Origin of the sequence: Candidatus Villigracilis affinis (assembly GCF_016705895.1) — a bacterium.
Classification (GTDB): Bacteria; Chloroflexota; Anaerolineae; order Anaerolineales; family Villigracilaceae; genus Villigracilis; species Villigracilis affinis.
The window spans coordinates 105,685-128,318 of the sequence record NZ_JADJKT010000023.1; the positions used below are offsets into that span (position 1 = coordinate 105,685).

The 22,634-nt window shown below is 50.6% G+C and carries 27 protein-coding genes, 1 tRNA gene and 2 pseudogenes; 10 read left to right on the forward strand and 20 right to left on the reverse strand.

Annotation, left to right across the window (positions count from 1 at the left end):
* The first annotated feature begins 1 nt into the window (after position 1).
* Positions 2 to 378, forward strand: a pseudogene (locus tag IPI86_RS09660) (4Fe-4S dicluster domain-containing protein).
* 181 nt (positions 379 to 559) lie between these two features.
* Positions 560 to 1,312 carry a DmsC/YnfH family molybdoenzyme membrane anchor subunit gene (locus IPI86_RS09665; protein WP_345297887.1) on the forward strand — a complete coding sequence of 251 codons (753 nt, stop codon included), beginning with the start codon at positions 560 to 562 and terminating at the stop codon, positions 1,310 to 1,312.
* A 70-nt stretch (positions 1,313 to 1,382) separates the two neighbouring features.
* Here the strand turns inward: IPI86_RS09665 and IPI86_RS09670 are convergent, their stop codons facing one another.
* Complete coding sequence (locus IPI86_RS09670; protein ID WP_345297795.1) at positions 1,383 to 2,336, reverse strand: DUF2807 domain-containing protein; 954 nt, start codon at positions 2,334 to 2,336, stop codon at positions 1,383 to 1,385.
* Positions 2,337 to 2,349: 13 nt separating this feature from the next.
* Positions 2,350 to 2,928, reverse strand: coding sequence for a hypothetical protein (locus IPI86_RS09675; RefSeq protein ID WP_345297796.1), 579 nt, complete (start codon positions 2,926 to 2,928; stop codon positions 2,350 to 2,352).
* A 284-nt stretch (positions 2,929 to 3,212) separates the two neighbouring features.
* Between IPI86_RS09675 and IPI86_RS09680 the strand changes: the two genes are divergently transcribed.
* The 3 genes from IPI86_RS09680 (at position 3,213) to IPI86_RS09690 (ending at position 5,885) form a co-directional block, all read left to right on the forward strand.
* Positions 3,213 to 3,683 (forward strand): hypothetical protein, encoded by a 471-nt coding sequence (locus IPI86_RS09680; protein WP_345297797.1) that lies wholly within the window; start codon positions 3,213 to 3,215, stop codon positions 3,681 to 3,683.
* 160 nt (positions 3,684 to 3,843) lie between these two features.
* Positions 3,844 to 4,527: a response regulator transcription factor gene (locus tag IPI86_RS09685; protein WP_345297798.1), complete on the forward strand. Its 684-nt coding sequence runs from the start codon at positions 3,844 to 3,846 to the stop codon at positions 4,525 to 4,527.
* 2 nt (positions 4,528 to 4,529) lie between these two features.
* Positions 4,530 to 5,885 (forward strand): ATP-binding protein, encoded by a 1,356-nt coding sequence (locus tag IPI86_RS09690; protein ID WP_345297799.1) that lies wholly within the window; start codon positions 4,530 to 4,532, stop codon positions 5,883 to 5,885.
* 278 nt (positions 5,886 to 6,163) lie between these two features.
* On the opposite strand, the gene IPI86_RS09695 is transcribed toward IPI86_RS09690, so the two are convergent.
* From IPI86_RS09695 to IPI86_RS09765, 15 genes are all read right to left on the reverse strand, one after another.
* Positions 6,164 to 6,724, reverse strand: a complete 561-nt coding sequence (locus tag IPI86_RS09695; RefSeq protein ID WP_345297800.1) for an IS3 family transposase — start codon at positions 6,722 to 6,724, stop codon at positions 6,164 to 6,166.
* 246 nt (positions 6,725 to 6,970) lie between these two features.
* Positions 6,971 to 7,159 (reverse strand): transposase, encoded by a 189-nt coding sequence (locus IPI86_RS09700; RefSeq protein ID WP_345297801.1) that lies wholly within the window; start codon positions 7,157 to 7,159, stop codon positions 6,971 to 6,973.
* 103 nt (positions 7,160 to 7,262) lie between these two features.
* Positions 7,263 to 7,634 (reverse strand): hypothetical protein, encoded by a 372-nt coding sequence (locus IPI86_RS09705; protein ID WP_345297802.1) that lies wholly within the window; start codon positions 7,632 to 7,634, stop codon positions 7,263 to 7,265.
* Positions 7,631 to 8,149, reverse strand: a complete 519-nt coding sequence (locus tag IPI86_RS09710; protein ID WP_345297803.1) for a DUF4405 domain-containing protein — start codon at positions 8,147 to 8,149, stop codon at positions 7,631 to 7,633. Before IPI86_RS09710 ends, IPI86_RS09705 begins: the two co-directional genes overlap by 4 nt.
* A 182-nt stretch (positions 8,150 to 8,331) precedes the next feature.
* Positions 8,332 to 8,640 carry a hypothetical protein gene (locus tag IPI86_RS09715; protein ID WP_345297804.1) on the reverse strand — a complete coding sequence of 103 codons (309 nt, stop codon included), beginning with the start codon at positions 8,638 to 8,640 and terminating at the stop codon, positions 8,332 to 8,334.
* The gene (locus IPI86_RS09720; protein ID WP_345297805.1) at positions 8,637 to 9,143 is read right to left on the reverse strand and encodes a DUF4405 domain-containing protein; all 507 of its coding nucleotides are present in this window, start codon (positions 9,141 to 9,143) and stop codon (positions 8,637 to 8,639) included. The genes IPI86_RS09715 and IPI86_RS09720 overlap by 4 nt, the downstream gene beginning before the upstream one ends.
* A gap of 126 nt (positions 9,144 to 9,269) precedes the next feature.
* Positions 9,270 to 9,818, reverse strand: a complete 549-nt coding sequence (locus IPI86_RS09725; protein ID WP_345297806.1) for a toll/interleukin-1 receptor domain-containing protein — start codon at positions 9,816 to 9,818, stop codon at positions 9,270 to 9,272.
* A gap of 351 nt (positions 9,819 to 10,169) precedes the next feature.
* Positions 10,170 to 10,424, reverse strand: coding sequence for a hypothetical protein (locus IPI86_RS09730; protein WP_345297807.1), 255 nt, complete (start codon positions 10,422 to 10,424; stop codon positions 10,170 to 10,172).
* Between the two features lie 307 nt (positions 10,425 to 10,731).
* Positions 10,732 to 11,166, reverse strand: coding sequence for a hypothetical protein (locus tag IPI86_RS09735; protein ID WP_345297888.1), 435 nt, complete (start codon positions 11,164 to 11,166; stop codon positions 10,732 to 10,734).
* The gene (locus tag IPI86_RS09740) at positions 11,093 to 12,628 is read right to left on the reverse strand and encodes a DEAD/DEAH box helicase family protein (protein WP_345297808.1); all 1,536 of its coding nucleotides are present in this window, start codon (positions 12,626 to 12,628) and stop codon (positions 11,093 to 11,095) included. The genes IPI86_RS09735 and IPI86_RS09740 overlap by 74 nt, the downstream gene beginning before the upstream one ends.
* Positions 12,586 to 13,377 carry a type I restriction endonuclease gene (locus IPI86_RS09745; protein WP_345297809.1) on the reverse strand — a complete coding sequence of 264 codons (792 nt, stop codon included), beginning with the start codon at positions 13,375 to 13,377 and terminating at the stop codon, positions 12,586 to 12,588. Before IPI86_RS09745 ends, IPI86_RS09740 begins: the two co-directional genes overlap by 43 nt.
* Positions 13,378 to 13,661: 284 nt before the next feature.
* Positions 13,662 to 13,991 (reverse strand): hypothetical protein, encoded by a 330-nt coding sequence (locus IPI86_RS09750; protein ID WP_345297810.1) that lies wholly within the window; start codon positions 13,989 to 13,991, stop codon positions 13,662 to 13,664.
* Positions 13,992 to 14,574: 583 nt separating this feature from the next.
* The gene (locus IPI86_RS09755) at positions 14,575 to 14,712 is read right to left on the reverse strand and encodes a hypothetical protein (protein WP_345297811.1); all 138 of its coding nucleotides are present in this window, start codon (positions 14,710 to 14,712) and stop codon (positions 14,575 to 14,577) included.
* Positions 14,713 to 14,934: 222 nt separating this feature from the next.
* Complete coding sequence (locus tag IPI86_RS09760) at positions 14,935 to 15,210, reverse strand: hypothetical protein (protein ID WP_345297812.1); 276 nt, start codon at positions 15,208 to 15,210, stop codon at positions 14,935 to 14,937.
* Between the two features lie 351 nt (positions 15,211 to 15,561).
* A complete protein-coding gene (locus tag IPI86_RS09765) occupies positions 15,562 to 16,113 on the reverse strand; it encodes a hypothetical protein (RefSeq protein WP_345297813.1) in 552 nt (183 codons plus the stop codon).
* A 927-nt stretch (positions 16,114 to 17,040) separates the two neighbouring features.
* Here IPI86_RS09765 and IPI86_RS09770 point away from each other — a divergent pair.
* The 4 genes and pseudogenes from IPI86_RS09770 to IPI86_RS09785 all read left to right on the forward strand — a co-directional run.
* Positions 17,041 to 17,373: pseudogene (locus tag IPI86_RS09770) on the forward strand (hypothetical protein); the annotation flags it as partial.
* Positions 17,327 to 17,848, forward strand: coding sequence for an MFS transporter (locus tag IPI86_RS09775; RefSeq protein ID WP_345297814.1), 522 nt, complete (start codon positions 17,327 to 17,329; stop codon positions 17,846 to 17,848). The pseudogene IPI86_RS09770 and the gene IPI86_RS09775, both read left to right, overlap by 47 nt.
* Before the next feature lie 70 nt (positions 17,849 to 17,918).
* Positions 17,919 to 18,380, forward strand: a complete 462-nt coding sequence (gene smpB / locus IPI86_RS09780) for an SsrA-binding protein SmpB (protein WP_345297815.1) — start codon at positions 17,919 to 17,921, stop codon at positions 18,378 to 18,380.
* A 74-nt stretch (positions 18,381 to 18,454) separates the two neighbouring features.
* A complete protein-coding gene (locus IPI86_RS09785; protein ID WP_345297816.1) occupies positions 18,455 to 19,237 on the forward strand; it encodes a hypothetical protein in 783 nt (260 codons plus the stop codon).
* Positions 19,238 to 19,281: 44 nt separating this feature from the next.
* Here IPI86_RS09785 and IPI86_RS09790 read toward each other — a convergent pair.
* A tRNA-Met gene (locus IPI86_RS09790) sits at positions 19,282 to 19,353 on the reverse strand.
* A gap of 246 nt (positions 19,354 to 19,599) precedes the next feature.
* Between IPI86_RS09790 and IPI86_RS09795 the strand changes: the two genes are divergently transcribed.
* Positions 19,600 to 20,256: a response regulator transcription factor gene (locus IPI86_RS09795; protein ID WP_345297817.1), complete on the forward strand. Its 657-nt coding sequence runs from the start codon at positions 19,600 to 19,602 to the stop codon at positions 20,254 to 20,256.
* Here the strand turns inward: IPI86_RS09795 and IPI86_RS09800 are convergent.
* Both IPI86_RS09800 and IPI86_RS09805 read right to left on the reverse strand, forming a co-directional pair.
* Positions 20,245 to 21,477, reverse strand: coding sequence for a site-specific DNA-methyltransferase (locus IPI86_RS09800; protein WP_345297818.1), 1,233 nt, complete (start codon positions 21,475 to 21,477; stop codon positions 20,245 to 20,247). The genes IPI86_RS09795 and IPI86_RS09800 overlap by 12 nt on opposite strands.
* 59 nt (positions 21,478 to 21,536) lie before the next feature.
* Positions 21,537 to 22,625: a L,D-transpeptidase gene (locus IPI86_RS09805; RefSeq protein ID WP_345297819.1), complete on the reverse strand. Its 1,089-nt coding sequence runs from the start codon at positions 22,623 to 22,625 to the stop codon at positions 21,537 to 21,539.
* Positions 22,626 to 22,634 lie beyond the last annotated feature (9 nt).

Genomic DNA, 22,634 nt, shown 5'->3' on the forward strand with positions numbered 1-22,634 from the left:
GATGTGGCGGCGGGTGATTGAGGTTTCTGGCGGGGGATGGGCTCAGGATGGTGCGGCTTGGACAAATAATGTCTTTGCCTACAACCTGTCTATTGCCTGCAATCATTGCGTACACCCCAAGTGCGCGGGGGTATGTCCCACCGATGCGTATGTCCACCGCCGCGATGGGATTGTTTACATTGACCCGCCAAATGTATGGGATGCGGTTATTGCTCGTGGGCTTGCCCGTACAATGCTCCGCGCTACAACCCTGAACTGGGACAAATGTCAAAGTGTAATTTTTGCTTCGATAACATTGACGCGGGATTGCCTCCGTCGTGTGTGGCGGCTTGTCCGATGCGGGTGCTCAACTTCGTTGAAATGGACGAGTTATCGTGATCGTCAGTCGTCATGGTCAGAACTGTGGGAATTACCCGCAAGCGAACATCCATTTCCGCTGCCTAATAACTCGCGCACCGAGCCGCATTTGATGGTCAAGCCGCATGTGGCGATGGGGAATGATTTGGAAAAGAAGATTTCCAATTATGAAGAGATTCGTCCCAAACACCAAAAGAGTGAGATGCCTTTGGTGGCGTTTACGCTGTTGGTTCAGATGGCGGTTGGCGCGCTTTGGGCTGCGCAGTGGATGTTTACGCTGTTATGGAATCTCGTTGAATTTGATGCCTGGCTATTGCGCCTTGTTCCGTATTTGATCATCGGTGCATGTTTGGGGCTGGGTGGATTTTTCTCATTTCTCCATCTCGGTGCAAAACGCAATGCGTGGCGCGCGCCGTTCCATTTGAAGAAGTCATGGTTGAGTCGTGAGATTTTGCTGTTTGGTTTGTTCGGCGCGGGGTGGCTGGCAGGGTTTGTTCTGCCTGAGATGAAGTGGATTACATCTTTGCTTGGCATGGGATTAATTTACAGCATGGCGAAGGTTTATCAATTACGTCCAATGCCTACGTGGAATACGTGGCGTACGACTGTGGGATTTTTTATCACATCCGCTTTGTTAGGACATGTATTGATGTGGGGAGTTTTGGCCTACGAAACACAGTTCACAGGAATCAATATTCCGTCTGCTATTCTTGCGGGAATTATGGTTGTATTCCTTGTGGCAGAGTTGGGGCTGTTGCTCTCAGCTAAAGAAAGTGCCCCTCGAGCAGTCAACAAGCTGAGGGGCGGATTGATCGTCGCCGCGATCATCGGGGCGGTAATCACAGCCAGTCAATTCAATTTATGGAACACGGTCACGGTCTTTGCGCTGGTCCTGATCGAAGAGATCATCGGGCGCTGGCTGTTTTACCGCGCTTTACAAGACCGAGCTTTTTGAGCCGCAGAGACACCAAGCTTGCGGAGAATTTTCCTCTGCGCGCCTCGTGTCTCTGCGATTTTTTTAGGCGTTAATCACCCATACGACTGATGGAGCCTGCGCCATTGACACTGCGATCTACAGTGGGAGAGCCGTAGTACGAAATGGAACCTGCACCATTGATTTCAGCATCAAGGCTGGTTTTCACTTTCAATTGAATGTTTCCAGCGCCATTGATGGTCAAGTCGGCAGTCAGGCTTTGCAGGTCGTCGCCATAGAAATTGCCGAAGCCATCGATCTCAACGCTGACCTCATCGGCAGTTCCAGTTGCTTTGATATTTCCTGCGCCGCCCAGCGTGCAATCAAGAGACTTGGCATTCACGTCAACCAATTCCACTTCACCCGCGCCGCTCAGGTCAACGCTCAACGAATCGGTTTCAAGTTTTTCGATGCGGAGCTTCCCAGCCGTGGTGAAATTCACATCACGTAACTCCTTCACGGTGATGGTGATCTTGATGGTGTCAGATGCCTCCACCCGCTTCGACCAATCGGTTTCCTTGTTCTTGATGACAAGCCGTCCGTCCACTACTTTGGTGCTGAGTTGCGGCAGAAGGTTGTCATCGGCCTCCACTTTTACGGATTCGGATTTGCCTTGAACCACGATCACTTCTGCGGGGTAATTAATGGAGATCGCATCGAACGACTCCACTTTGCGGGTTTCTGTTTTGATCTTTCCAGAGCCTTCCACTGCGCCTGTGAAGTTACTGCCGATCTTCCAATCGGGGCCGCCTGCCCAGCCAAGCTGCGGAGCAAAGACCACGGCCAGCACAGCCCCAACGACGACCAGTGTGGAAACGATCAGCCCTGCGCCTTCCCAAAAGCTGCGCAAGATCAACCCGAGGCCCATGACAATGAGCAGGAAGGGCCAGATATGGGTCAAGGCCCACAGGTTTGTGGCGGGCATTAAGTTCATTTGGATCAACAGCCAGAGGACCCCTGCTGCGATTAGTGACAATGGAAAAAATAAAGAGACACGTTTTTTCATTTCTTTCTCCTTTTTATTGTTGAGGTTGGGAAGAATCAACGGATGCAGGTTCTTCCATCTTTTTCTGATTCGGCAAAATCCCTGCGCGGGAAAGGACCAAATATCCCCCGACCAGAATCAGGGCAACGGGGAAGATAAAGCGTGAGAAACTCCACGAGTTGAAAATCGACTCAAAGAATATACCGAAGATCACAAACAAGATCGCGCCAATCTTCATCACACGCATACCGGATGCGCGCTGACTGGCGTCTTCTCCGTACCAGCCCATGATGAAGATCCCCAGGCCAACCGACATCAGGATGATGGTCCAGCCATAGGACCAACTCTCAAAATGATTGAACAGGTTTTGCAGGAACAACATCAAACCGATGGCGGTGATGATTGAGCCGGGGATCGCCAGCCCCGAAACCGATCTTCCGCCAGCGAACATGCCTACAAAGAACATGGCACCGACACCGACAATGAATAACGGCCATAACATTCCCCAGAAATTCAACCCTTCAAATATCTGTCCAAGCAGGGCGAGCGCCCCGAACACAACAAGCAATGCTCCCACAACCAACGAACCCGTATTACGATGATTATTTTCCATGGTACTTTCCTTTCTTTTGACTTTTAATAGCTTATACGAAGTCCATCTCGGTTGGGTTTCTCGAAATACGGGGAAATCTTGAATTTCGGCAAAAACAGTTCTCTGGGACTGGTCTACAGATAAAAAATGGGCGGCTTTGAGTTGAAAAATGAACACACAAGTTCCACATAATTCCTCCACCCTTATGTAATTCTCCAGTAGGAAAATAAGATTCAATAAAGCGTTCGCTTTATCTACTGCCCGCAAAGGCAGGAAGATACCAAAAATTATTACTGGAGAAAAATATGAAAAACAGAAAATGGTTGACCTACACCTTGGGAGCCTTACTGACCTTGATTGTTCTTGCCGCGGTTGGTGGAGCTGGGTTCCGCGTTGGGATGATGCAGAATGTCTCTAACATGACGGGACGCCCCGCCTTCACCCACAATTTCGATGGTGATTTCCAGCCGCCGATGCAGGGAAACCGCCAGAATGATGGAAGTCCCAAGGGCGGACAGATGAATCCACATCAGGATAACTTCCGCGGCAATGACCGCCGTGGCGGTGGAATGCCCTTCATGTCCCCCATCTTCGGGCTGATCCGCCTGGCTGTGTTGGGCGCCTTGCTCTGGGTTGGATACAAGTTTGTACAGAAGAGCGGCTGGAAATTGACCCGCGTAACGCAGGCACAGGCCACCGCAGAAACAACCGCCGCGCCGAGGGAGCCCGAAGCCGCAGCGCCCGTCAGCGATGACGAAAAAAAGGATGAGGCGTAGAGTCAGCCTCTTGAACAGGATCAGACACCCGCTTCGTTTGAGGCGGGTGTTTTAAATCCACACAATTTCTTCACAGCCACATCCCGCCTCCTTATGAGATAATGCAATTAACAAACTTTATAACCTTCAAACCTGTAACATTTAATTAGAAAGCACTGCCATGCCTCAAACCATCCTGATCGTTGACGACGAAAAACGCCTTGTTTCCCTTGTGCAAAGTTATCTTATGCAGGAGGGCTATCGCGTCGTCACGGCTTATAACGGCAAGGACGCCCTGCCGATCGCACAAAAAGAAAAACCTGATCTGATCATTTTGGATATCATGATGCCCGAAATGAATGGCTACGATTTTATGCGCACCCATCGCGCTGAAGCCGATACGCCCATCATTATGCTGACCGCCAAAGTGGAAGATGATGACAAGGTCATCGGACTCGAGCTCGGCGCGGATGATTATGTGACCAAACCTTTCAAGCCACGCGAACTCATGGCGCGTGTACGCAACGTGCTGCGCCGCACAGGGAAAACCGAGGCAAAAGCCAAGACCCTGCGCGCAGGCGAGATCACCGTCAACCGTGACTCTCGTGAAGTGCTTGTGGTAGACCGCAGCATTGACCTGACTCCATCCGAATTCGATCTACTGACTGCACTTATGGCGACGCCCGGGCGCGTTTTCTCGCGCCTCGACCTGCTGGATGTCATTCAGGGCGTGCGCTATGAAGGCTATGAGCGCACCATCGATACGCATGTCAAAAATCTGCGCGCCAAGATCGAAGATGACCCGCGCAAGCCGCGCTACATCGAAACTGTGTACGGCGTCGGGTATCGCCTGAACAAAGGCTGAACATGAAATTAACCTCCAAATTGATCCTGGCATTTCTTGTCGTGAGCCTGTTCAGCACAGGCATTATCGTTTTAATAACACGCGTCGCCACAAACCGTGAATTCGACAGATTCATCAGCGATCAATACAAAGCAGAACTGGTGGAGCAGATCGCAAACCATTATCAAAAAAATCAAACATGGGAAGGTTTGGAAAATAATTTCAAGCCGTTCGATAACGATCACTACAAACCAGGTAACGACCGCCCACTGTTTTTCTCCATCGCCGATGTCAACGGCAAAATCGTCGTCGCTGGCTCTGGATATTGGCTTGAAGACATCGTCAACGCCAGGGAGCTTGATGAAGGCACTCCAATTCAAGTTGAGGGTGAAACGGTGGGCATCCTGCTGATCGACTCGGCGCCTGAAAAAAACCCAATAGAGGATGAATTCATCCATCGCCTCAACGATTCCATTTTCTTCAGCGCGGCTGGCACAGTCATACTTGCACTCATTCTTGGCACGATCCTCTCACGCACCATCACACGCCCCATCCGCGAGTTGACGAAAGTCACCCATGAAATGGCCGATGGCAAACTGGGACAGCAGGTGCCTGTGCGTTCCCGTGACGAGATCGGCGAACTTGCGTCCTCATTTAATAAAATGAACAATGAATTGGCGCGCTCGCTCAACCTGCGCAAACAAATGACCGCCGATATTGCGCACGAACTGCGCACGCCGCTCAGCCTGATCATCGGTCACGCCGAAGGGGTGCATGATGGCGTACTGCAGCCTTCACATGAAAATTTCGAGATCATCCGCGAGGAAGCCGACCGACTTGAAAAACTCGTCAACGACCTGCGGACGTTGTCTCTTGCCGATGCGGGCGAGCTTTCGGTGGAATTCCAACCCGTGGATATCAACGAACTATTGGGCGATATCAAAACCCATTACATGACCCTGTTCAATCAAAAACGCATCACACTGGACCTTGTGCCTGCTCCTGCAACGCTTCGCGTGAAAGCAAATCTTGACCCGATCCGCTTTTCGCAGGTGCTGACCAACATCCTCGATAATGCCCTACGCTACACTCCCGAAGAGGGACAGGTTGTCATGGCGGTAAGCAAGGTTGAGAATCAGGTCGAGATCTCCATTCAAGACAACGGCGAAGGCGTGACCCCTGAAGAAGCCGCGCATCTCTTCGACCGTTTCTATCGTGCGGATCCCTCACGCACTCGTGACCGTGATGCAGGCGGTTCCGGGCTGGGACTTGCAATCGCTAAATCCATCATCGAAATGCATCAGGGCAGGATCTGGGTTGAAAGCGAAAAAGGCAAAGGGATGAAAACCATCATCCGCCTGCCTTTGGCTAGGGATTAGCATTCAATCCGCAGTATTTAATTGGGACGCAGAAGAACGCTGATTTACGCTGACAAAAGTTAACAAATCACCCCGAAATATTAGTGAACTGAACCCAATAGACAAGACATAAAAAGAAAGCCCCCGAGTAGTCTATGTGGACAGACACCTAGTTTCATAAGGTGTCTGTCTTGTTTTTAATTGTAATCGCTCGTAGTTGTAAAAGCTAATGTAGTCATCAATGATCAAACGGGCTTCTTCAAAGGTTGGATTACGGACCTGTCGCAAGGCTTCTTCTTTCAAGTGTCCAAAAAGTTTTCCATGGGCGCATTGTCCCAACAGTTGGCGCGGCGAGACATGGAAGGTGTGATGGCATATTCTTGAGTAAGGGCAAAATAAGCCTGCGAAGTATATTGATGTCCCTGGTCGCTATGGAGGATCAGCCCTGCAGTAACCTTTTCATTTTGTTTGGCTTGTTTGAGGGTGTTCAACACTAAAGTTCGTGAGTTCTGCCGTCCAAATTGATGTGCGACAATAAACCCGTCGAATAAGTCCTGAATGGTGGACAAATAGCCCCAGCCTTGTTGAGTACGAACATAGGTGACATCGGTCACCCATTTCTGGTTTGGCTGGGTCGCCTTGAAATCACGCTTGAGCACATTGCGATAACGGTGGTAGGTATCTAACTGGGTCAAGCGCATGTGCATCTTGCGTTTGCGGGCCACTGAGTGGATGTTGAGCTTGTCCATTAGCCGCAAAACTGCTTTGTGATTGATGAAAATCCCCTTTTTTGCGAAGCCACAACGTAATTCGTCGATAACCATAGGTGCGGCGAGATTTTCTGTACGCTTCTTGCACAAGTTCCATTTGATCCTGATCTGGATCTGGCTGATCCAAACGCTTGACCCAGGCATAGTAGGCCGCTCGCGAAAGACCAAAGAATTTACATGGCCTTCACTTCGTATTCTTGTCTTTGGTAGTAGATGACCCGATATTGCGTTTCACGAGCACCTGCTTTCGCAATTCGGTATGATATTTTAGCAACGCATTCTCCATCTCCAATCGTGCGATGTAGGTCTGCGTATTCTCCTTCTTGGGTGGGCGACCTAGACTGACCTATTCTTCATCCTGTCAAATGCTTCTAGCCCTTCACGCCGATAGGCTTTGACCCATTTTTTGACACGGTATTGATCCCGAATTCCCAAGACCTCGGTGATGGCACCCTGGGTCATTCCTTCTTCGTAATACATCCGAATCGCTTCCAGCTTTACTTCTTTTGGATAGTGTTTTCCCATAATAAAAGCACCTCCTGTGCTATTTTCTCACAGGAGGGCTTTCTTTTCGTGTCTGCTTTTTGGGGTTCAGTTCATAGTTTCGGGGTGATTTCTATTTGATCGTTCAGCCTGCTCCGCCGCTTGCGGGGGTCGGTTTAGGGGCCTTCTTTTTCTTTTTGAAGAAACTCTTCGGCAAAGCAATAACAGTCACCAAAACACCGATCACGATCGTATCCTTGACCATGCCAGTAGCCAGCCGTCTGTAGTTGTTGATTCGAAAACTGCGCGTGCCGCCTTCGCGATCTCCGTCGTCGCCTTCGGGTCTGAAATTTTCATCGCCGCCCTCTCCCGGCGGACGAAGCTGGGCCCCACCTCCATCAAAACGCGGACCATCTGAATCGATGAGATTCCCAGCCGTGTTGACCACCATCACCATCAAAAACACGGTCACCGAGAATACGGCGAGAATGACCAATGTGCGCACCAGCGTTTTCATATGACGGCGTCCTTCTTCTGCTTCGAGGAAAACAGACCCAGAATAGGTTTGAGCACGTACCGATTCACGGTGTTGACGATCCAACTCCAATGCAAGGCGGTGTGGATTCCCAGCATGAGCAGGCCCAAATTGGCAGATAGGTCATGCAGCCTGCGCCATGCGAATCGTGCGGGTAGTTGAATGCCCATCGCAGGCAGAGCCACTTCCGAGATGAGCACACCAGACACAATGAGCAGAGTCCCGTCGAAGAACAGCAACCAGTTCAAGATGTAGTTGATGCGGTTTTGCGTCCCCAGTTTCCCCAGAAAACGGCGCGAGATCTCGGTGATCCAATCCCAGCTTAATAGCAGGTGGACGATCATCGTCAGCACCATCGCCAGGCTCAGCCACTCATGAATGGCAAGCCCGCTCGGGTGCGGTTCCATCGTAATGAGGAACGCGATGAAAAGGACGACATCCAGCCATAACTTGGTTTTGGTTTGGACTGGTGTGTTTTTGATAACTTCTGTGGTCATAGTTCTCCTTGAAATTCATTGCCAACCCTGTGAACATTTTCTTTCGGGTCTTGGGCGGTTTTTACAAGCTGCCCAATTTTATGAGGTTATTATATTTTGTGATGAGGGTTTTGCGGATTAATTGTGAAGAAGTTGTAAACACTTTCCCTAACTGGCAAGCTGGGGAAAGTGTTTTGGGGTGTTTATAAACTGGTTGGCATGGCAGGCTTTTTCCTGCCGAAGTATTTGGTGATGTTCAAGTAGACTGTAGCAACAACGGTCATGATTACCAGGCTTTTGATCATCTCGGCTGGGAATTGCACCCCGTCATCGAAATCTTCACGGTCAGGCGGAGTGAATTCGCCATCGAGTGGAAAGTCACCTGGCTGCGGACGTTCTTGCAAGATGGTTCCATCCGTCCCTGAAGAGGAGGCGGTCACGGCTCCGTAGAAGGCTCCGCCGATCATCACCGCAACGACAAGGATCAAGAGTATTTTGAAAATAGTCTTCATGTGCGGGCATCCTTTCGCTGAATGGATAGGACGGGAGATGCGGTCTGCGCGGGGATGGATGGAGTGAAAATGCGTTTGAACATATTGACGATCCAATTCCAGTGTTGGGCCACATGCAGACCCATCAAGATCATGGTGATGTTCGTGGATACCTCATGCAATTCCTTCCAGGACATATTTTGCGGCAAGGTCAACCCGAAGAAAGGCACCACCGATTTTGAGATCATCAGCCCCGAGAGCATGATCATGATTCCGCTGGCGAACAGCGCCCAATTCAACACGTAGTTGAAACGCGAGTTTTTAGCAGACTTCGTGAACAATCGTGCGGTGACTTCCACGATCCAATTCCAATTCAAGAGCAGATGGACGACGATCGCCCCGCCCAGAGCCAATGACAGCCACTCGTGAATGGTCTCGCCAGTAAAGCGCGGCGCGCTGACCACCAGCAGTGTGATAAATGTGCCCAGATCGAGCAATAGTTTGTTTATGTTTTGTTTTGACATAGGTTTCTCCTTGATGAATGATGCCGTCATTCTATAACCAGGGAGAATCAACTGGGTGGTGGAAATGCGGAAGAAATATGAGGAAGTTGTAAAAAGCCTCCCGAAAGGGGGGCTTTCTTGCACCATTTATTCTAAGTTGAACAAACACTCATCGCGCAGAAACTCGCATGTCCTCCCCAAATCGCCTGATTTGGGGAGGTGCCGAAGGCAGAGGGGGCTATATCTTAGTTCCACATACTTAAAATTGAATTTATTCAATTCCTCAGGCGGATTTGGAGTTAAAGGCTTCTGCCAAAAAACAGGGCGAATATATCCTTCATCTTTATTCTGTTTTAGAGCATATTCCCATTCTTGCTTGCAGTTTTCGGATTGGCTGTAATTCGCTGACCAAAAGATTTGGAAAATCTTCGCGCGTTCAATTCTTCGCTTGAGTTCTTCTTCCCATAGTTGACCAGACCTAATATCATCTACATCAAGAAATACATCCAGACCTGTACCCTCAAGAACGGTCTTGAAGGTGCGGGCAACCTCTGAATCCTTGCGGCTGTATGAGATAAAGACATCATCCTTGCCATACATCTTTGCATGTTCTTCGTGATCGGGATAGGCTGGACATCTTCCTTCTCGTTGAACAACATGGCAAATTTCAAAGCGCCAATGATGAGCGGACCACATATATATCTTCCTTTGCCGCGTCACCTGACAGGGACTTATCGCTTTAAACGGAAATCCGCCGATGGAAATCTTCCATCCATTTGAAACTGACACGCTCTGGATTGAAGGTGCTCACAGATGGAAATAGTAAGTTCTGTCCCAGGATGTGGAGCGTTTCTTTAGGTGACTTAATCGTCCATTCTCCCCGCTTTTGCGGCAGCGACCAATGCGGGCTTTGGTTCCTCCGCCCACCGTCCCCTCAAAATCATCACACAACTTATTGACCAAATCTTCAGTTTCCTTGAAGAAATAATCCCAACTTTTGCGGTTCAAGGCGCGATAGCGCGATAGATTTAGCAAGTCATCGAGATTTCATCTCTGAACGGGACTTGATCTTGATGATGAGCCTGCCTCTGTTGAGTTACGGACGTATTCAAACAGGTCTTCGATCTTCTCAGCAAATTCTTCGATGAGTTTGCCGACGATGGCTTCCTGTGCGTTGCGGGCTTCGATAACTTTCAAGATGTCGAATTTATAGTTTGTGTGCCAGGGGCTTGGGGCCTTGGTTTCTTCTTTTTTCTGTGGGGGTTTTACTTCGATAATGCCGATCTGGTTATCGAAATACACCTCAATCGGGTCTTTGGTTTCTTCGGAGCGGTTGAGAGTGTTGTAGAGTGCGTTGAATTTGCGCCAAAAGTAGAGGAAACTTTTTCCTGTATTTTTATCAATCTCGATGACATATTCAATGCGGTTGAGGATGGAGAAGTACTGGGCGGACTTGGCTTTGGTATCTGCCGTGCGCTTGGGGTTGGCGTTGATATGCTTTTCAAGGCGCTTTCAAAGGCAAGGAAACTTTCGGGATTGTCACGTTTGGCTTTGTCTTTGAAAATATCACCAAAGCGCTCAAAGAACTTATCGTACACATCTGACTTTTTCAAATCGCCATACAGAACTTCTTCGAGAATGCGCTTGTCGCCGAAGGGATCGAAATCACTAACCACCACATCGGAGAAATGCTCGAAGGCGTCCTTGATTTTTGGATATTGACGTTGTTATAAGAGAAATCTACGATCTTGCAGTCGTGCTTGTTTTTGGTATAGCGGTTGACGCGGGAAATGGCTTGAATGGCGCTGATTTCCCTGACTTCCTTGTCTAAAAATAAAGTGTGGAGTCTTTTCTCGTCGTAGCCTGTTTGTAGTTTGGCAACCACGATCATCAAGCCGTTCTTTTTCTTGGCAAACTCTTGCAAGACTTTCTCTTCCGACATGCCTTCGTTCAGGTTCGAGGCGTCTTGCTCATCCTGCCCGCCTGTGAAAATGACGTAGATTGGGGCGTCTGCATACCGTTTGTATTTCTCGTCCTTGACCAACTTCTTGTAATGCTTGGTGACTGCCTCTTTGTAGGCAATTGCCGCTTTGATGGAATAACCGCAAGCATGGCTTTGCCTGTGCCACGGATTGGCCGGTAGACATCCTTACCACAATCGCGACATATTCCGCAATCGCGTCAATACGCTCGCGGTTCTCGTAAATATCCTTTTTGTTGATGTCTTTTAATTCCTGTTTCTCAAAACCTTCCAGCGGATTTTGAGGCAGGTCAAAGAGCATTTTGGAGGCAATCGGGACAATGTTCTTGATCGGGTTGAGAATATAGCCATCTTCAATTGCTTCGCGCATGGTGTAGGCGTCGAAGGGAACCCACAACTTTTCATTCTCGGCAAACTTGCCAAACTCACCGAAACGCGCAAGGGAGTTATCGTCGGGGGTGGCGGTAAAACCGACGATGAGGTTTTTCTTTCTGCGGGCAGATTGATACGCGGCGTTTTGATCGAAGGGCGTTTGCAGTTCATCGAAGATACTGACCATCTCTTCGTTCTGGTCGCCGCTGTGAGAGCGGTGGATTTCATCAATCAGAAAGACCACGCGCTTTTGAGTTAGGGCTTGCAGGGTTTCGCCGTCGAACATTTCGCGGATGGAGCCGAACTTTTGCAGGTTGACAATGACCATTCTCAGGTCGGAGTTGAGCGCTTCGAGGAAGGTCTTTTTGTTGCGCGCTTCCATGAACATGCTCTTGTCAATGTTCATGTTGCGCATTTTGGTATCGATCTGGCTGCGGAGTTGCAGGCGATCTACGATGATAAATATCTTGTCGTAGACGTATTCAAAATTGCCGTTGTACGGGCGGCGCAGGTCTTTTAGTTGCAGGGCTGTCCAGCCGATGATGTTGGATTTGCCGAAGCCAGCCGCGTATTGGAGCAGAAGCGAGTAGATGTTCTTGTTGTTGGAATAGGCGCGGCGCTTTTCGAGCAGTTCCTTTTTCTTCGCTTCGGAAACGCCCGCGAGTTGCCTTTCCAGCAGTCTTTCAAAATAATCGTCTTCGTTTTCGTGCGCGAGAAACTCGTCAATCTTGGCGAGGATTTTATCGGTGCCGAATTTTTGTTTGGGACGCGGCGAGATCAACACACCAGGTTCGTTCTTGAGTTCCTTGGTATCGCCTTTCACGACCACATCGCGCTCGATGAAGTTGTAGTATAGGATTTCCTTCTCGACAAATTCCTTGCCGTAATGCGCGTTGAAGATTTCCTTGAGTTTGTCTTTCTTTTCCGCGTCACGATTCAGAAGCGGATAGGGCTTGAAAACTTTCTGGGCTTCCTTCTCGAAATTCTCGCGGTCGAATTTTTCGGCGCGGCAGGTTTCGAGAATTTCAGGGAAGAAGTCGCTGATGGTGCGGATGACATAGGTCTCGCCAACGTCGGTGGTGGTGAGGTGGATCGCCTTCTCGAAGATTTTCAGGAAGTCGCGGCGGTAGAATTCCTTTTCGCGTGGCTCCATGTTTGGGTCGCGGTCAACAACTTGATGGTAGACCCGAACCGCGTCAAATAATCCTTGATGACTTTGCCGCGCCCGTTCCTTCTGGCGTTCTGACTCATGTAATTGGACTTCAATTCGCTGTAGCCCAAATACAAGCCGTTGACGAAGAAGCACAGGTCGGGGCGGAAGGAAAAGATTTGCCTGCCTTCGTAGACGTATTTGTAGGGCAGTTCCTGCACGACCGAAAAGATATTCTGGTCGAATAGGGCGTTGTCGTAAATGGCGCTGTCGCTGGTGTAGAACAGGTAGAGTTTTTCCCCGTTGAGCGTGACCGACTTGTTGGAGTTGATGAAGAGCGCCATGTTGCGGCTGCTGGCGGCGCGTTCTTGAATCAGGGCGATGAGATCGGCGAGCAGTTGTTTGCCGTCGCCGCCGTATTTGCGCAGGAGGGTTTCGTAGGGCTTGCGGTTCATCTCGGTATCGGAGATGAACTTTTCCAAATCCTCTTCGATGATCAGGGAACTGCTGACCGTGTTGGCTCTCACTTCCTGATAGCCAAGCGTATCCCTGAAAAAGGGGAGCAGAAATTTATCTTGTAGGTGAAGTTCATTGGGGCCCGGGGCCCGGGGTGCGAGCGCCGGGGGGCGCCCCCCGGGGCGGGGTGGTGGGGGGGGGGGGGGGGGCCGTGCCCGCCCCCCGGGGGCCGGGGCTCTGGGGGTTCGTTCCGGCCCCGGCCGTTTTTGGGGAGGAGTTTTCCCAGAACAGCACACCTTTTCTCTCTGCAGGGGGGGCGGCAGGGGAACTGCCCCTGCTCCCTCGGTCCACCCCCGGGGCCGGCTTTTTCTTTTTGGGGCCCCGGGGAAATCCCCCCCTTTTTTTTCCCCGGGGGGGGGGGAGGGCCCCCCCGCCGGCCGGTCACAGCCGTGCGGCCGGGGGTTGTCGGGGCTGGTGTCCCCCCGGGCCCCGGGGGCTTCCCAGGCAGCCCCAGCGCGCTTTTTAAGGGTGTTTTATTGGGCTCAACCCCTTCAGCCGCCCCAATTGTGTCAATCAACCATTATGTGGGTTTATAAAATTGTTGAGTTGTCCTTTTCAAAGAGGTTCCGGAAGATTCCATAAAATCGGCATCGCCGCTTTGTTCTGCCTCTCCCGAAAGGAATGATCTCGTAATCCTTTGTGTGGGCGTCAATTCCACAGTGATTTCAAAACGTTCACCCTGCTTTTTGTTTGCGCTCTTATAAGCCGCCTTCACTACAATTTTTCCGCAGCCGAGGGCTTTCTTTTTGCCCTTGCTTTCTTCAATCAAAGTTTCCTGCTCATTGTCGTAATAATATTTGGCGGTTGAGGTGTCACCACCAGGGCTGTTCTTTGTAATCCAGTGAATCAATAAAGGGTTTGATGTCCGTTTCAAAGCATGTAAAGATCGTATTTTGCTTCATGTCGCTGGCAAGCCCCGCTGTCCATTCTCCAATTTGATTGGGGAAAGTTTTACGCTATCGGTAAATTTTTCTCATCAACATTGTGAGCAAAATTGCCTGTTTGTTGAAATAGAGATTCTTATCAAAGACGCGGGCGAAGTCGTTATCTTGAAACTTTGCAAGGTTTCCACAATTTCAAGGGTTGTTATCCATTTCCTTGCCTTCGAGCCTTGTTTTTCATTGACTTGAATTTTGGCGTTGATCACATCCCCTTTTGGTGGGCTTTGTTTTGTTCAAGACCCATAGGTAGGTGTAAATACCTGAGTTGAAAAATTCTCGGGCAACTGAATTACGGCTTCCAATGTCAGCGTCCAACATCCATTTGCGGATGTGCTTTCTGCTCCCGCGTCGCCGGAGAACAGGTCGAGCCGTTGTGAACATGCACCGCGCCATTTAGAGATCAGGTGTTGGGTAAAAGAATTGTCCATCGCCAACGGACGGCAAATTTATAGCGTCCCGTCTTGTCGTTGCGGATGTCGGTTTGAAAGCCTTTCAGTCCACGCCAAAGGGGGTTGGCGGAACGTCAAACTCATCATTGTAGAATTTGTCCGTCAGCGTGTTGCCGCTTCGATTTGAGTCTTCACGGAAGCGGCCTCCAATCTTGGCAAGCGCGAAGAGGGCGTCGTTCAATTCCCCAAGGTTTGGGTATAGGCGGGTTCTCGGTCTTCCACCCAGGTTCCCCGCCACAGGCAGGGTCATATATTTTGAGCAGGGTTTCTTTTGGTTCGATCTTTGAGCACAATATCGCCATCAAGGCAATGCATCATCGGGCGTGTTGCCTCCCGCTCGGGACATGTCCGCCCACGGCGCTTGAGTGTTCTTCCAGCGGGTGATGTCGAGTTGCTGTAGGCTTTAGGTCATCTCGCTCCACTTTTTGACATATCCAAGCAGGACTTTCTTCGCCTTCAAAATGGAGATGTAATTTTTGATGTTGAGGAATTTTTCGCCTTCATCGCCAGGCTCCACGCCGAGCAGGTCTTTGGTCTCTTCGTCAAAACCTTTCAGGTAGGCGTCGTCAATTTCAGGTCTTGTCGTTGGCGCAATTCGCCACGTTTTCTGCCTCAAAGAGGTATTTGTTGTACCCTGCTTTTGGTCGAGTGAAAAGTGCAGCCTGTCATCCTCGCGCATGTTCAAAGGCTCCCGCCACCTGCGCGTTCGATTTCCTTCAAACAAGCGAAGTAAGCGGCTTACGTCAAACAAAAAAATGGCATCATGTAGGATGGCCGATCTTGTGCCGCAGCGTAACAGGTCAGCGGTGCCCATTTGATGTATTGAGGATGTGCCGTTGCCATTAAGTCATTTGCCTTTTCTACGATGCATTTTTTTGCACATTAAATCACTGCCCAATGCAATAATATACAAGTATAACCACCCTTTCCTACATGGTCAAGCCTCCACTTTCAAAACGGGTGACAGCCATCTCGGAAATGACTGTCACCCTTTTCAACTACAAACCAGCCACCCCCAGCGACCACCCGACTAACTCTCCCAACTCAACGAAGCAATGTTCCCAGGCAAATCCCGTGCCGTCACCACGATCTTCGCCTCACCTGCAACGGCGGCCGTCGTCGTATAAGCCCACCATGCCCCTTCGGCCCGTACCGCCGCGCCTTGCTCCAGCACCGCATCTTCCGCGTCGGTAATCACCACATTCACCTGAGTCACCTGCACGTTATCCACAGCCTGAATGCGGATCACCTGCCCAACCTGTCCGCTCCACGCCTCGGCATCGATCTCCGTCACCTCGGGCGCATGGAACCAGTCCGCCATTGCCACATTGGAAGGCGTCTGTGGCGTCCCCTTGGCCTTCTCCACATATACTTCCTCATCCTTCGCGCCTTTGGCATACACAGAAGCATCGCGGAACTTCTCCTGCCGCTCCAACTGTGCCGCCGAAAACGTACGGTTTGGGTCCACTGAAGGCGGCACCCCCACAATCGTCCGCCCAGCCTTATCCTGCTTAATCACAAGCTGGTCACCCAGCGAACCGCTCAACCCTTGGATGATAATGTTATTGCGTACCTTAGCCATGTTAAAAGTCTCCTTTTTGCGTATAGTGTTTGAAATGACATTCCTTCGACTCTCCTTCGACTCTTCTTCGACTCACTCACATCTCAAATAGGCCCTCCTTTCTGCAAGACTACGCGCAGAACCAGATTCCCCCGCGCACGGAAACATCCCCGAACGCAAGGCTCGCAAATGGCAGGCAAGAAATGTTCAAAACGATCTAAAGTGGAAATTACTTTCTATATCCCGCCATTGATAAAATCATATACAAAACCCCGCCAGTTTTCAATCCCCCTAAAAAATCTGTAAGCCGTCCTTCCTCCCCCAAATGCGACTGAAGTTCGTCGCACGCTTCGCGGGGGGAGGTGCCCGCAGGGCGGAGGGGGTCGGGCCGCATTACACTCACCGCAAATCAAAACCAATTCACACACAAACCCTACTCTCTACTCACTATTCTCTACTCACTACTCTCTACTCCCCATTCCCCAATCATAGTTATAATCACTCCATGCGTTTCAACATCTTCCGTCAATCCGACGTCCCCGAAAAATACCGCTCCAACTTCGCCCACCTCTACTTCGACATCGCCTGGTTCGGCGTCCTCAGCGGCACCGCCGTAAACTTCCTCAACGTCTACGCCACGCGCCTCGGCGCAACGGGCTTTCAGATCGGCCTGCTCGCCGCCATGGCCGCCGTCGTCAACCTCTTCCTCGCCATCCCCGCAGGCCGCTGGATCGAAAAACGCCACACAGGCCGCGCCGTCTTCTGGTCCTCCGTCGTATTCCGCATCGGCTACTTCTTCTGGATTCCCCTTCCCTGGCTCTTTGATGCGCAAGGTCAAATCTGGGCGCTCATCATCCTCGCCTTCCTCATGGCCATCCCCTCACCCCGCTTGGCGTCGGCTTCAACGCCCTCTTTGCCGAATCCGTCCCCGACCGCTTCCGCGCACAAGTGGCAGGCACGCGCAACGTCACCTTCGCCATCGCATACATGCTCACCTCGCTCATCGCAGGTACCATCCTCAAAAGCCTACCCTTTGAAACAGGTTATCAAGTCATCTTTGCGATTGGAGCATTCGGCGCGGCGATGAGCAGTTACCACATTTATCATGTCACACCCCTGGAAGAGACCGCCCCGCTCTCTGTCTCACCGATACCTGCCCCAACACCCCAAACAGACTCTCCCCGTGGCATCCACTCCGCCCTCCGCCTCGACATCTGGAAGACCCCATTCCGAAATGTTCTGCTCGTGCTTTTCTTCTTCCATTTTACGCATTTCCTGCCCACGCCCATCTATCCGCTCTACAACGTGCGCGTCCTCAACCTCAACGACAACAATATCGGCATCGGCACCGCCCTGTATTACCTTCACCGTCCTCATCGGCTCCACACAATTCCGCCGCATCGCACACCGCTACGGCAATAAGCTGGTCACTGCATGGGGCGCGGCAGGCATGGCGATCTATCCGCTCCTGCTTGCCTTCTCTGAAAACACCTGGCAATTCTATGGCCTCTCCTTCATCGGCGGCTTCCTCTTCGCCATGATCAACGGCGCCTACATCAACTACATGCTCGAAAAAATCCCCCCCAATGACCGTCCCTCGCACCTCGCGTGGTACTCCATCATCCTCAACACCGCCATCCTCACAGGCTCCCTCATCGCCCCCGCCATCGCAGATATGGCAGGCCTCGTCAACGCCCTCATCCTCATCGGCATCCTCCGCATCCTCGCAGGACTCTCCGTCCACAAATGGGGCTAACACACCCACCCTACTCACTACTTACTATTCACTATTCATCCTCGCACTTCACTTATGCTAAAATCAAACCGTGACAGAAGATATTAAAGTAATCGCAACCAACCGCAAAGCCAGCTTCGAATACTTCCTCATGGAAAAATTCGAGGCAGGCCTCGTCTTGCATGGCTCGGAGATCAAATCCATCCGCGCCGGACAGATCAGCATCCAGGAAGCCTTCATCGATATTCCCAATGCCGAAGAAGCCTGGCTGGTCGAATCGCACATCGCTCCCTACGAACAGGCTGGGAAATACTTCAACCACGAACCGAAGCGCAAGCGACGTCTGCTTCTGCACAAAAAGCAGATCCGCGAACTGTGGAACAACGTCCGCATCAAGGGCAATACCGTCGTGCCGACCCGGGTCTACCTAAAAGACGGTCGCGCCAAGATCGAGATCGCCCTCGCAAAAGGCAAAAAAGCCTACGACAAGCGCGCCACCATCGCCAAACGCGACGAAGCCCGCAGCAACGAACGCGCGACAAGAGTGAGATAGTCGGTTAGTCACTAGCCAAGTGGTCTGCCAGTCCGACTACAAGACTATAAGACTAGCAACAAGGAGACTACACCATGCCCCCCTCCACCATCGGCGGAATCAATCTGCTGCATGAATCAGAAAAGCGCGCCATTTACGCGCGCTATATCCCCACAGCCCTTTTGGAAAAATATAATATCCCGCCGCTCACCTCAGCCGCAGGGTACAACTTGTTGCAATTCCGCTTTGCCACTGGCTCAACAGACGTGGAAATGCGCCTCTATCACCAGGTCGATTTTCCCGACCCCATTTTGTACGCCCACCTTACCGACACCCTCAATGGACAGATCCATGTCCTGCTATACATCCTCAACGACCCAGACTCTCCCCGCTTCAATGTGGACAAAATGCCGAACGGCTCCCCAACCAAATTTGGCACCCTGCAAAGAAACATCGCAGCGGAAACAGAAGCTCTCGAAGCGGGTCTGGCTCCAGGCCAGGTACGCCGCGGATTAAGATTATTGGGTCAAGCCATTGAAGCCTTTGAGGGTTTCGTCACCGCGCTTGGGCACGACATGTATTTCGTCGAACCTTTGTATTATCACAACGCGGTCATCTTTGAACGCTACGGCTTTTCATATCAGGTCGGCAAACGTCTCATGGATAGCATCCACGCAGGTTTTCAAAGCAGAGGTGACCTCGCCGCAAAACTCGACGGCTCAACTCCATTCCGCCAACCCGAAGCCGCAAATGGAATCCGCAAACGCTCTTGGGCCATTCATGATGGCCTGCTCGATGAGCCATTCACCAATGTAACGATGTACAAACGCGTTGGAAAATCTGCAGGCATCAACACAACCCCCGACTGCAAATGGTAGATATAAAAAAAAAGAAGAGACCTTTCGGTCTCTTCTTTATTTAGTAGCGGGGGCAGGATTTGAACCTGCGACCTTCGGGTTATGAGCCCGACGAGCTGCCACTGCTCCACCCCGCATCGTATAGTAAAGCCCGCCGATATTACCATACACATCATATAAAAGTCAAGCAAAGCAATAAAACTGTTATTGTGAGAAACCTGTGCACGACAATTCAATTAATATGGAATAGTACCTTTGATTAAAAACAATTTGTTAAGATTTAGTGTATAATACCAAAACCTTAACAAAATCAACTTACTCAAATCAACAACAAATTGTTAAGTATTTCTCTATAGAACACAGGCATCATCCATTCACATATTATGAAGACCACAACACTTCTGGTCATTGAAGTTCACCATTCAGAAATCCCTTCCTTTGCATCTGATTTGCAAAAGAAGGGATTTGATGTACAAACTGCTCCAAATGGCAGTAAGGCGGTTGCGCATCTTAAAGATGTCAGCCCCAGCCTTGTGGTAATCAATGCCGCATCCCTGCGCAGCACGGGCCTGCGCATCTGTCAGGCCATTCGCGAAAAAGATGCAAAGCTTCCCATTATCCTGATCGTTGAAAACGAAGGCGATGTAAATAAAGATGCAGCAGATGCCGTGCTTGCATTGCCATTCACCGTACAAAAGCTTGTCAACCGCATCAAACCGCTTTTACCAGGCGATGGAAAGAACGTTTTGCATGTCGGCCCCATTCGGCTCGATCTGGAAAAACGCCGCGTACGCTGCCTCGGCAGAAGCACAAAGCTCACCCCGCGCCTTGTGACCTTGTTACATTTACTAATGGATAAACACGGCGAAGTCGTCGAACGCGAACCCCTGTTCAAAAAAGCATGGGAAACAAATTACACCGGCGACACACGTACGCTTGATGTACACATCTCATGGCTTCGACGCGCCATAGAACTTGACCCTGATAATCCAAAATTCCTAAAAACGATCCGCGGCGTTGGGTATCGCCTAGATATCTAGCTGGACCTGTTTTCCCTGAACCGTCACCAATCGGATACAAGCCTTGCGCTTGTGCCCGATTTTTATTTTTAACTCCAGGGGAATTTCACCGCTTCTCACGTGCCGTTGAACCTGCGCCACGCTCTTGAACACTTTCCCATCCCAATCAGGGTCCACTTCCCAGAAATCCAGTTTCCGTTTGGTTTCCAAGCGAATGGAATTTTCAGAGACGTGTACCTTTATGTTCTTTGCTGCTGTTACAAGATCGCTCTTTATGGAAGCATCCCGCTCAAGCGAGAACACGGCATCCATGTCTGTCAACCTTCCGCGCGCGGTATTCACGGCGCGAATAGCCTTATCACTGGTGATGAATTTTCTGCCATGTTTTGCGGCCACCAAGGCAGTTGTCCCCGAACCGCAAAAGAAATCCGCAACCAGATCGCCTTTATTGGATGACGCAAGGATGATCCGCTCCATCAAAGCCTCAGGCTTTTGAGTCGGGTATCCTGTGCGCTCGTTGTGAAGCCGCGCCACAACGGGGAAATACCACCAATCTTCAGGCACTTTTCCACGCTCAAGATTGGGAATCTTTCCAAACCCTGCTTTACGCGATGATTTGAATGTATTGATCGTGCTTTGGTTATACGGCTCGCGGACAGCATCCACATTGAACGTATAATCCCTGCCTTTTGCATAAGACAGAATCGTATCGTGCTTTCGATTGAACGCTGTTTTGATCGGAGATGGACCGTGATAGGCCCAGATGATCTCATTGATAAAAACCCCCTCCGAACCCAGCAGTTCATCAAGAATCAAACGAGCGTAAGCGTCTGCATGCCAATCCAAGTGGAGATATAACGTCCCATTTGGTGAAAGCAAACGAACCATTAACGCAAGCCGTTCGTACAAAAACTGCAAATATGAATCAAGATCAGGCCAGGCATCGTGATACCCCTCGGCCAGTTTCCATTTTGAGGGTTTGCGCGAATCTTCGCCGCGGCCAATACGCGCGGAAAATTTTCGGTTTGTGAAAAACGGAGGATCGGCGTAGATCAGGTCAATACGGCCTTCGTATTCGGGGAGAAGCGCCGCCATAATGGAGAGGTTATCCCCCAAAATGACTCGTCCATCGGGACGGGCTTTGGGATAGCCGTTTCCTTTCGGGTAGAGAATGGCATCTTGAATTAGAGAAGCAGGCGCAGGCGCGGCGAGATGCTTTCCCTTCCAGCTAAGAATAGGCATAGGGGTTGTCAGATCTTTGGGGTGAGATTAAGGATGAGGGCAGGAAATCCACAAAAGAATTAATAATGGATTTCCACTTTTGTGCCGCGTCCGCGATGATTGGAGACCGCATCGGGGCTGTGATCTGGCTGTACCCAGCGGAAGATCCAGTTGGCTTCATTGGTGCGCATGTTGATACAACCGTGGCTCATCTCCTGGCCAAAGTTCTCGTGCCAGTAGGTTCCATGAAAAGCATGGCCGACAGGAGTGAAAAACGTCGACCAGGGAATGCCCGGCAGCACATATCCGCTTTCGTCGGTGGTTACATCGCCGCCTTTTCCAATGCTGAAGTAGCTGTAACCCATGTGCTTGGCTGGGACCTTATCCAAAACGGTGAATTTGCCGTTCGGTGTTGTCGTGGAAATCCCCTTCTCACCACCCAAGCCGCCGCCGCGAATGCCCGAGGAAATGTTCGTCTGAAAAACGGACTTTCCATATTCATAGGCAACCAGTGTTTGCGTTGTGAGATTTACTTCGATCAATTTATCATCGTAAGGAACTTCAGGTGTGATCGGTTCAAAGTAGCTGGTTGGCAAAACACGCAAATGGATGGCGGGCACATAATATGGCACATTCGAATCCAACTCATCATAAATGCGATACCATGCGCCTGTGTAATCGGCCATCTTGGGGCCTTCCGTCACCCCATCCACCCAGTGTACCGAACCATAATAGATCGGGGGAGTAAGAGCCTCCCAACCTCGTGCTTTTGTGAAGCGATACGGAGTAGTATAGGGAACCGTGGATTCAGTAAGAAGTCTTTTTCCTTCAGGGATGCTGGATACAGGAGTTTGATAAATGGTCTTCACGCGGTGCAGACGCCCGCGATGCAAATAACCACCCCACACGCGATACCAGACGGGGTTATGTTTTGGTTCTTCGGCTTTCACTTCTTCGTACACATGCACAAGGTCATCGCGATACCAAGTTTGATAAATTCGGCTTTCATCCTTCGGGTCGGAACGCACAGGCATTTGGTCGGTGGCGATACGCACCACGAACCCATCGTCAAAATCGGTCAACCCAGGCAGGAAGGGCGAAAACGCCAGCCCACCCAGGGTAAGCCCGCCAAGTTTTAAGAAGTCGCGTCGGGAAAATTGTGATTTCATAAAGAAAAT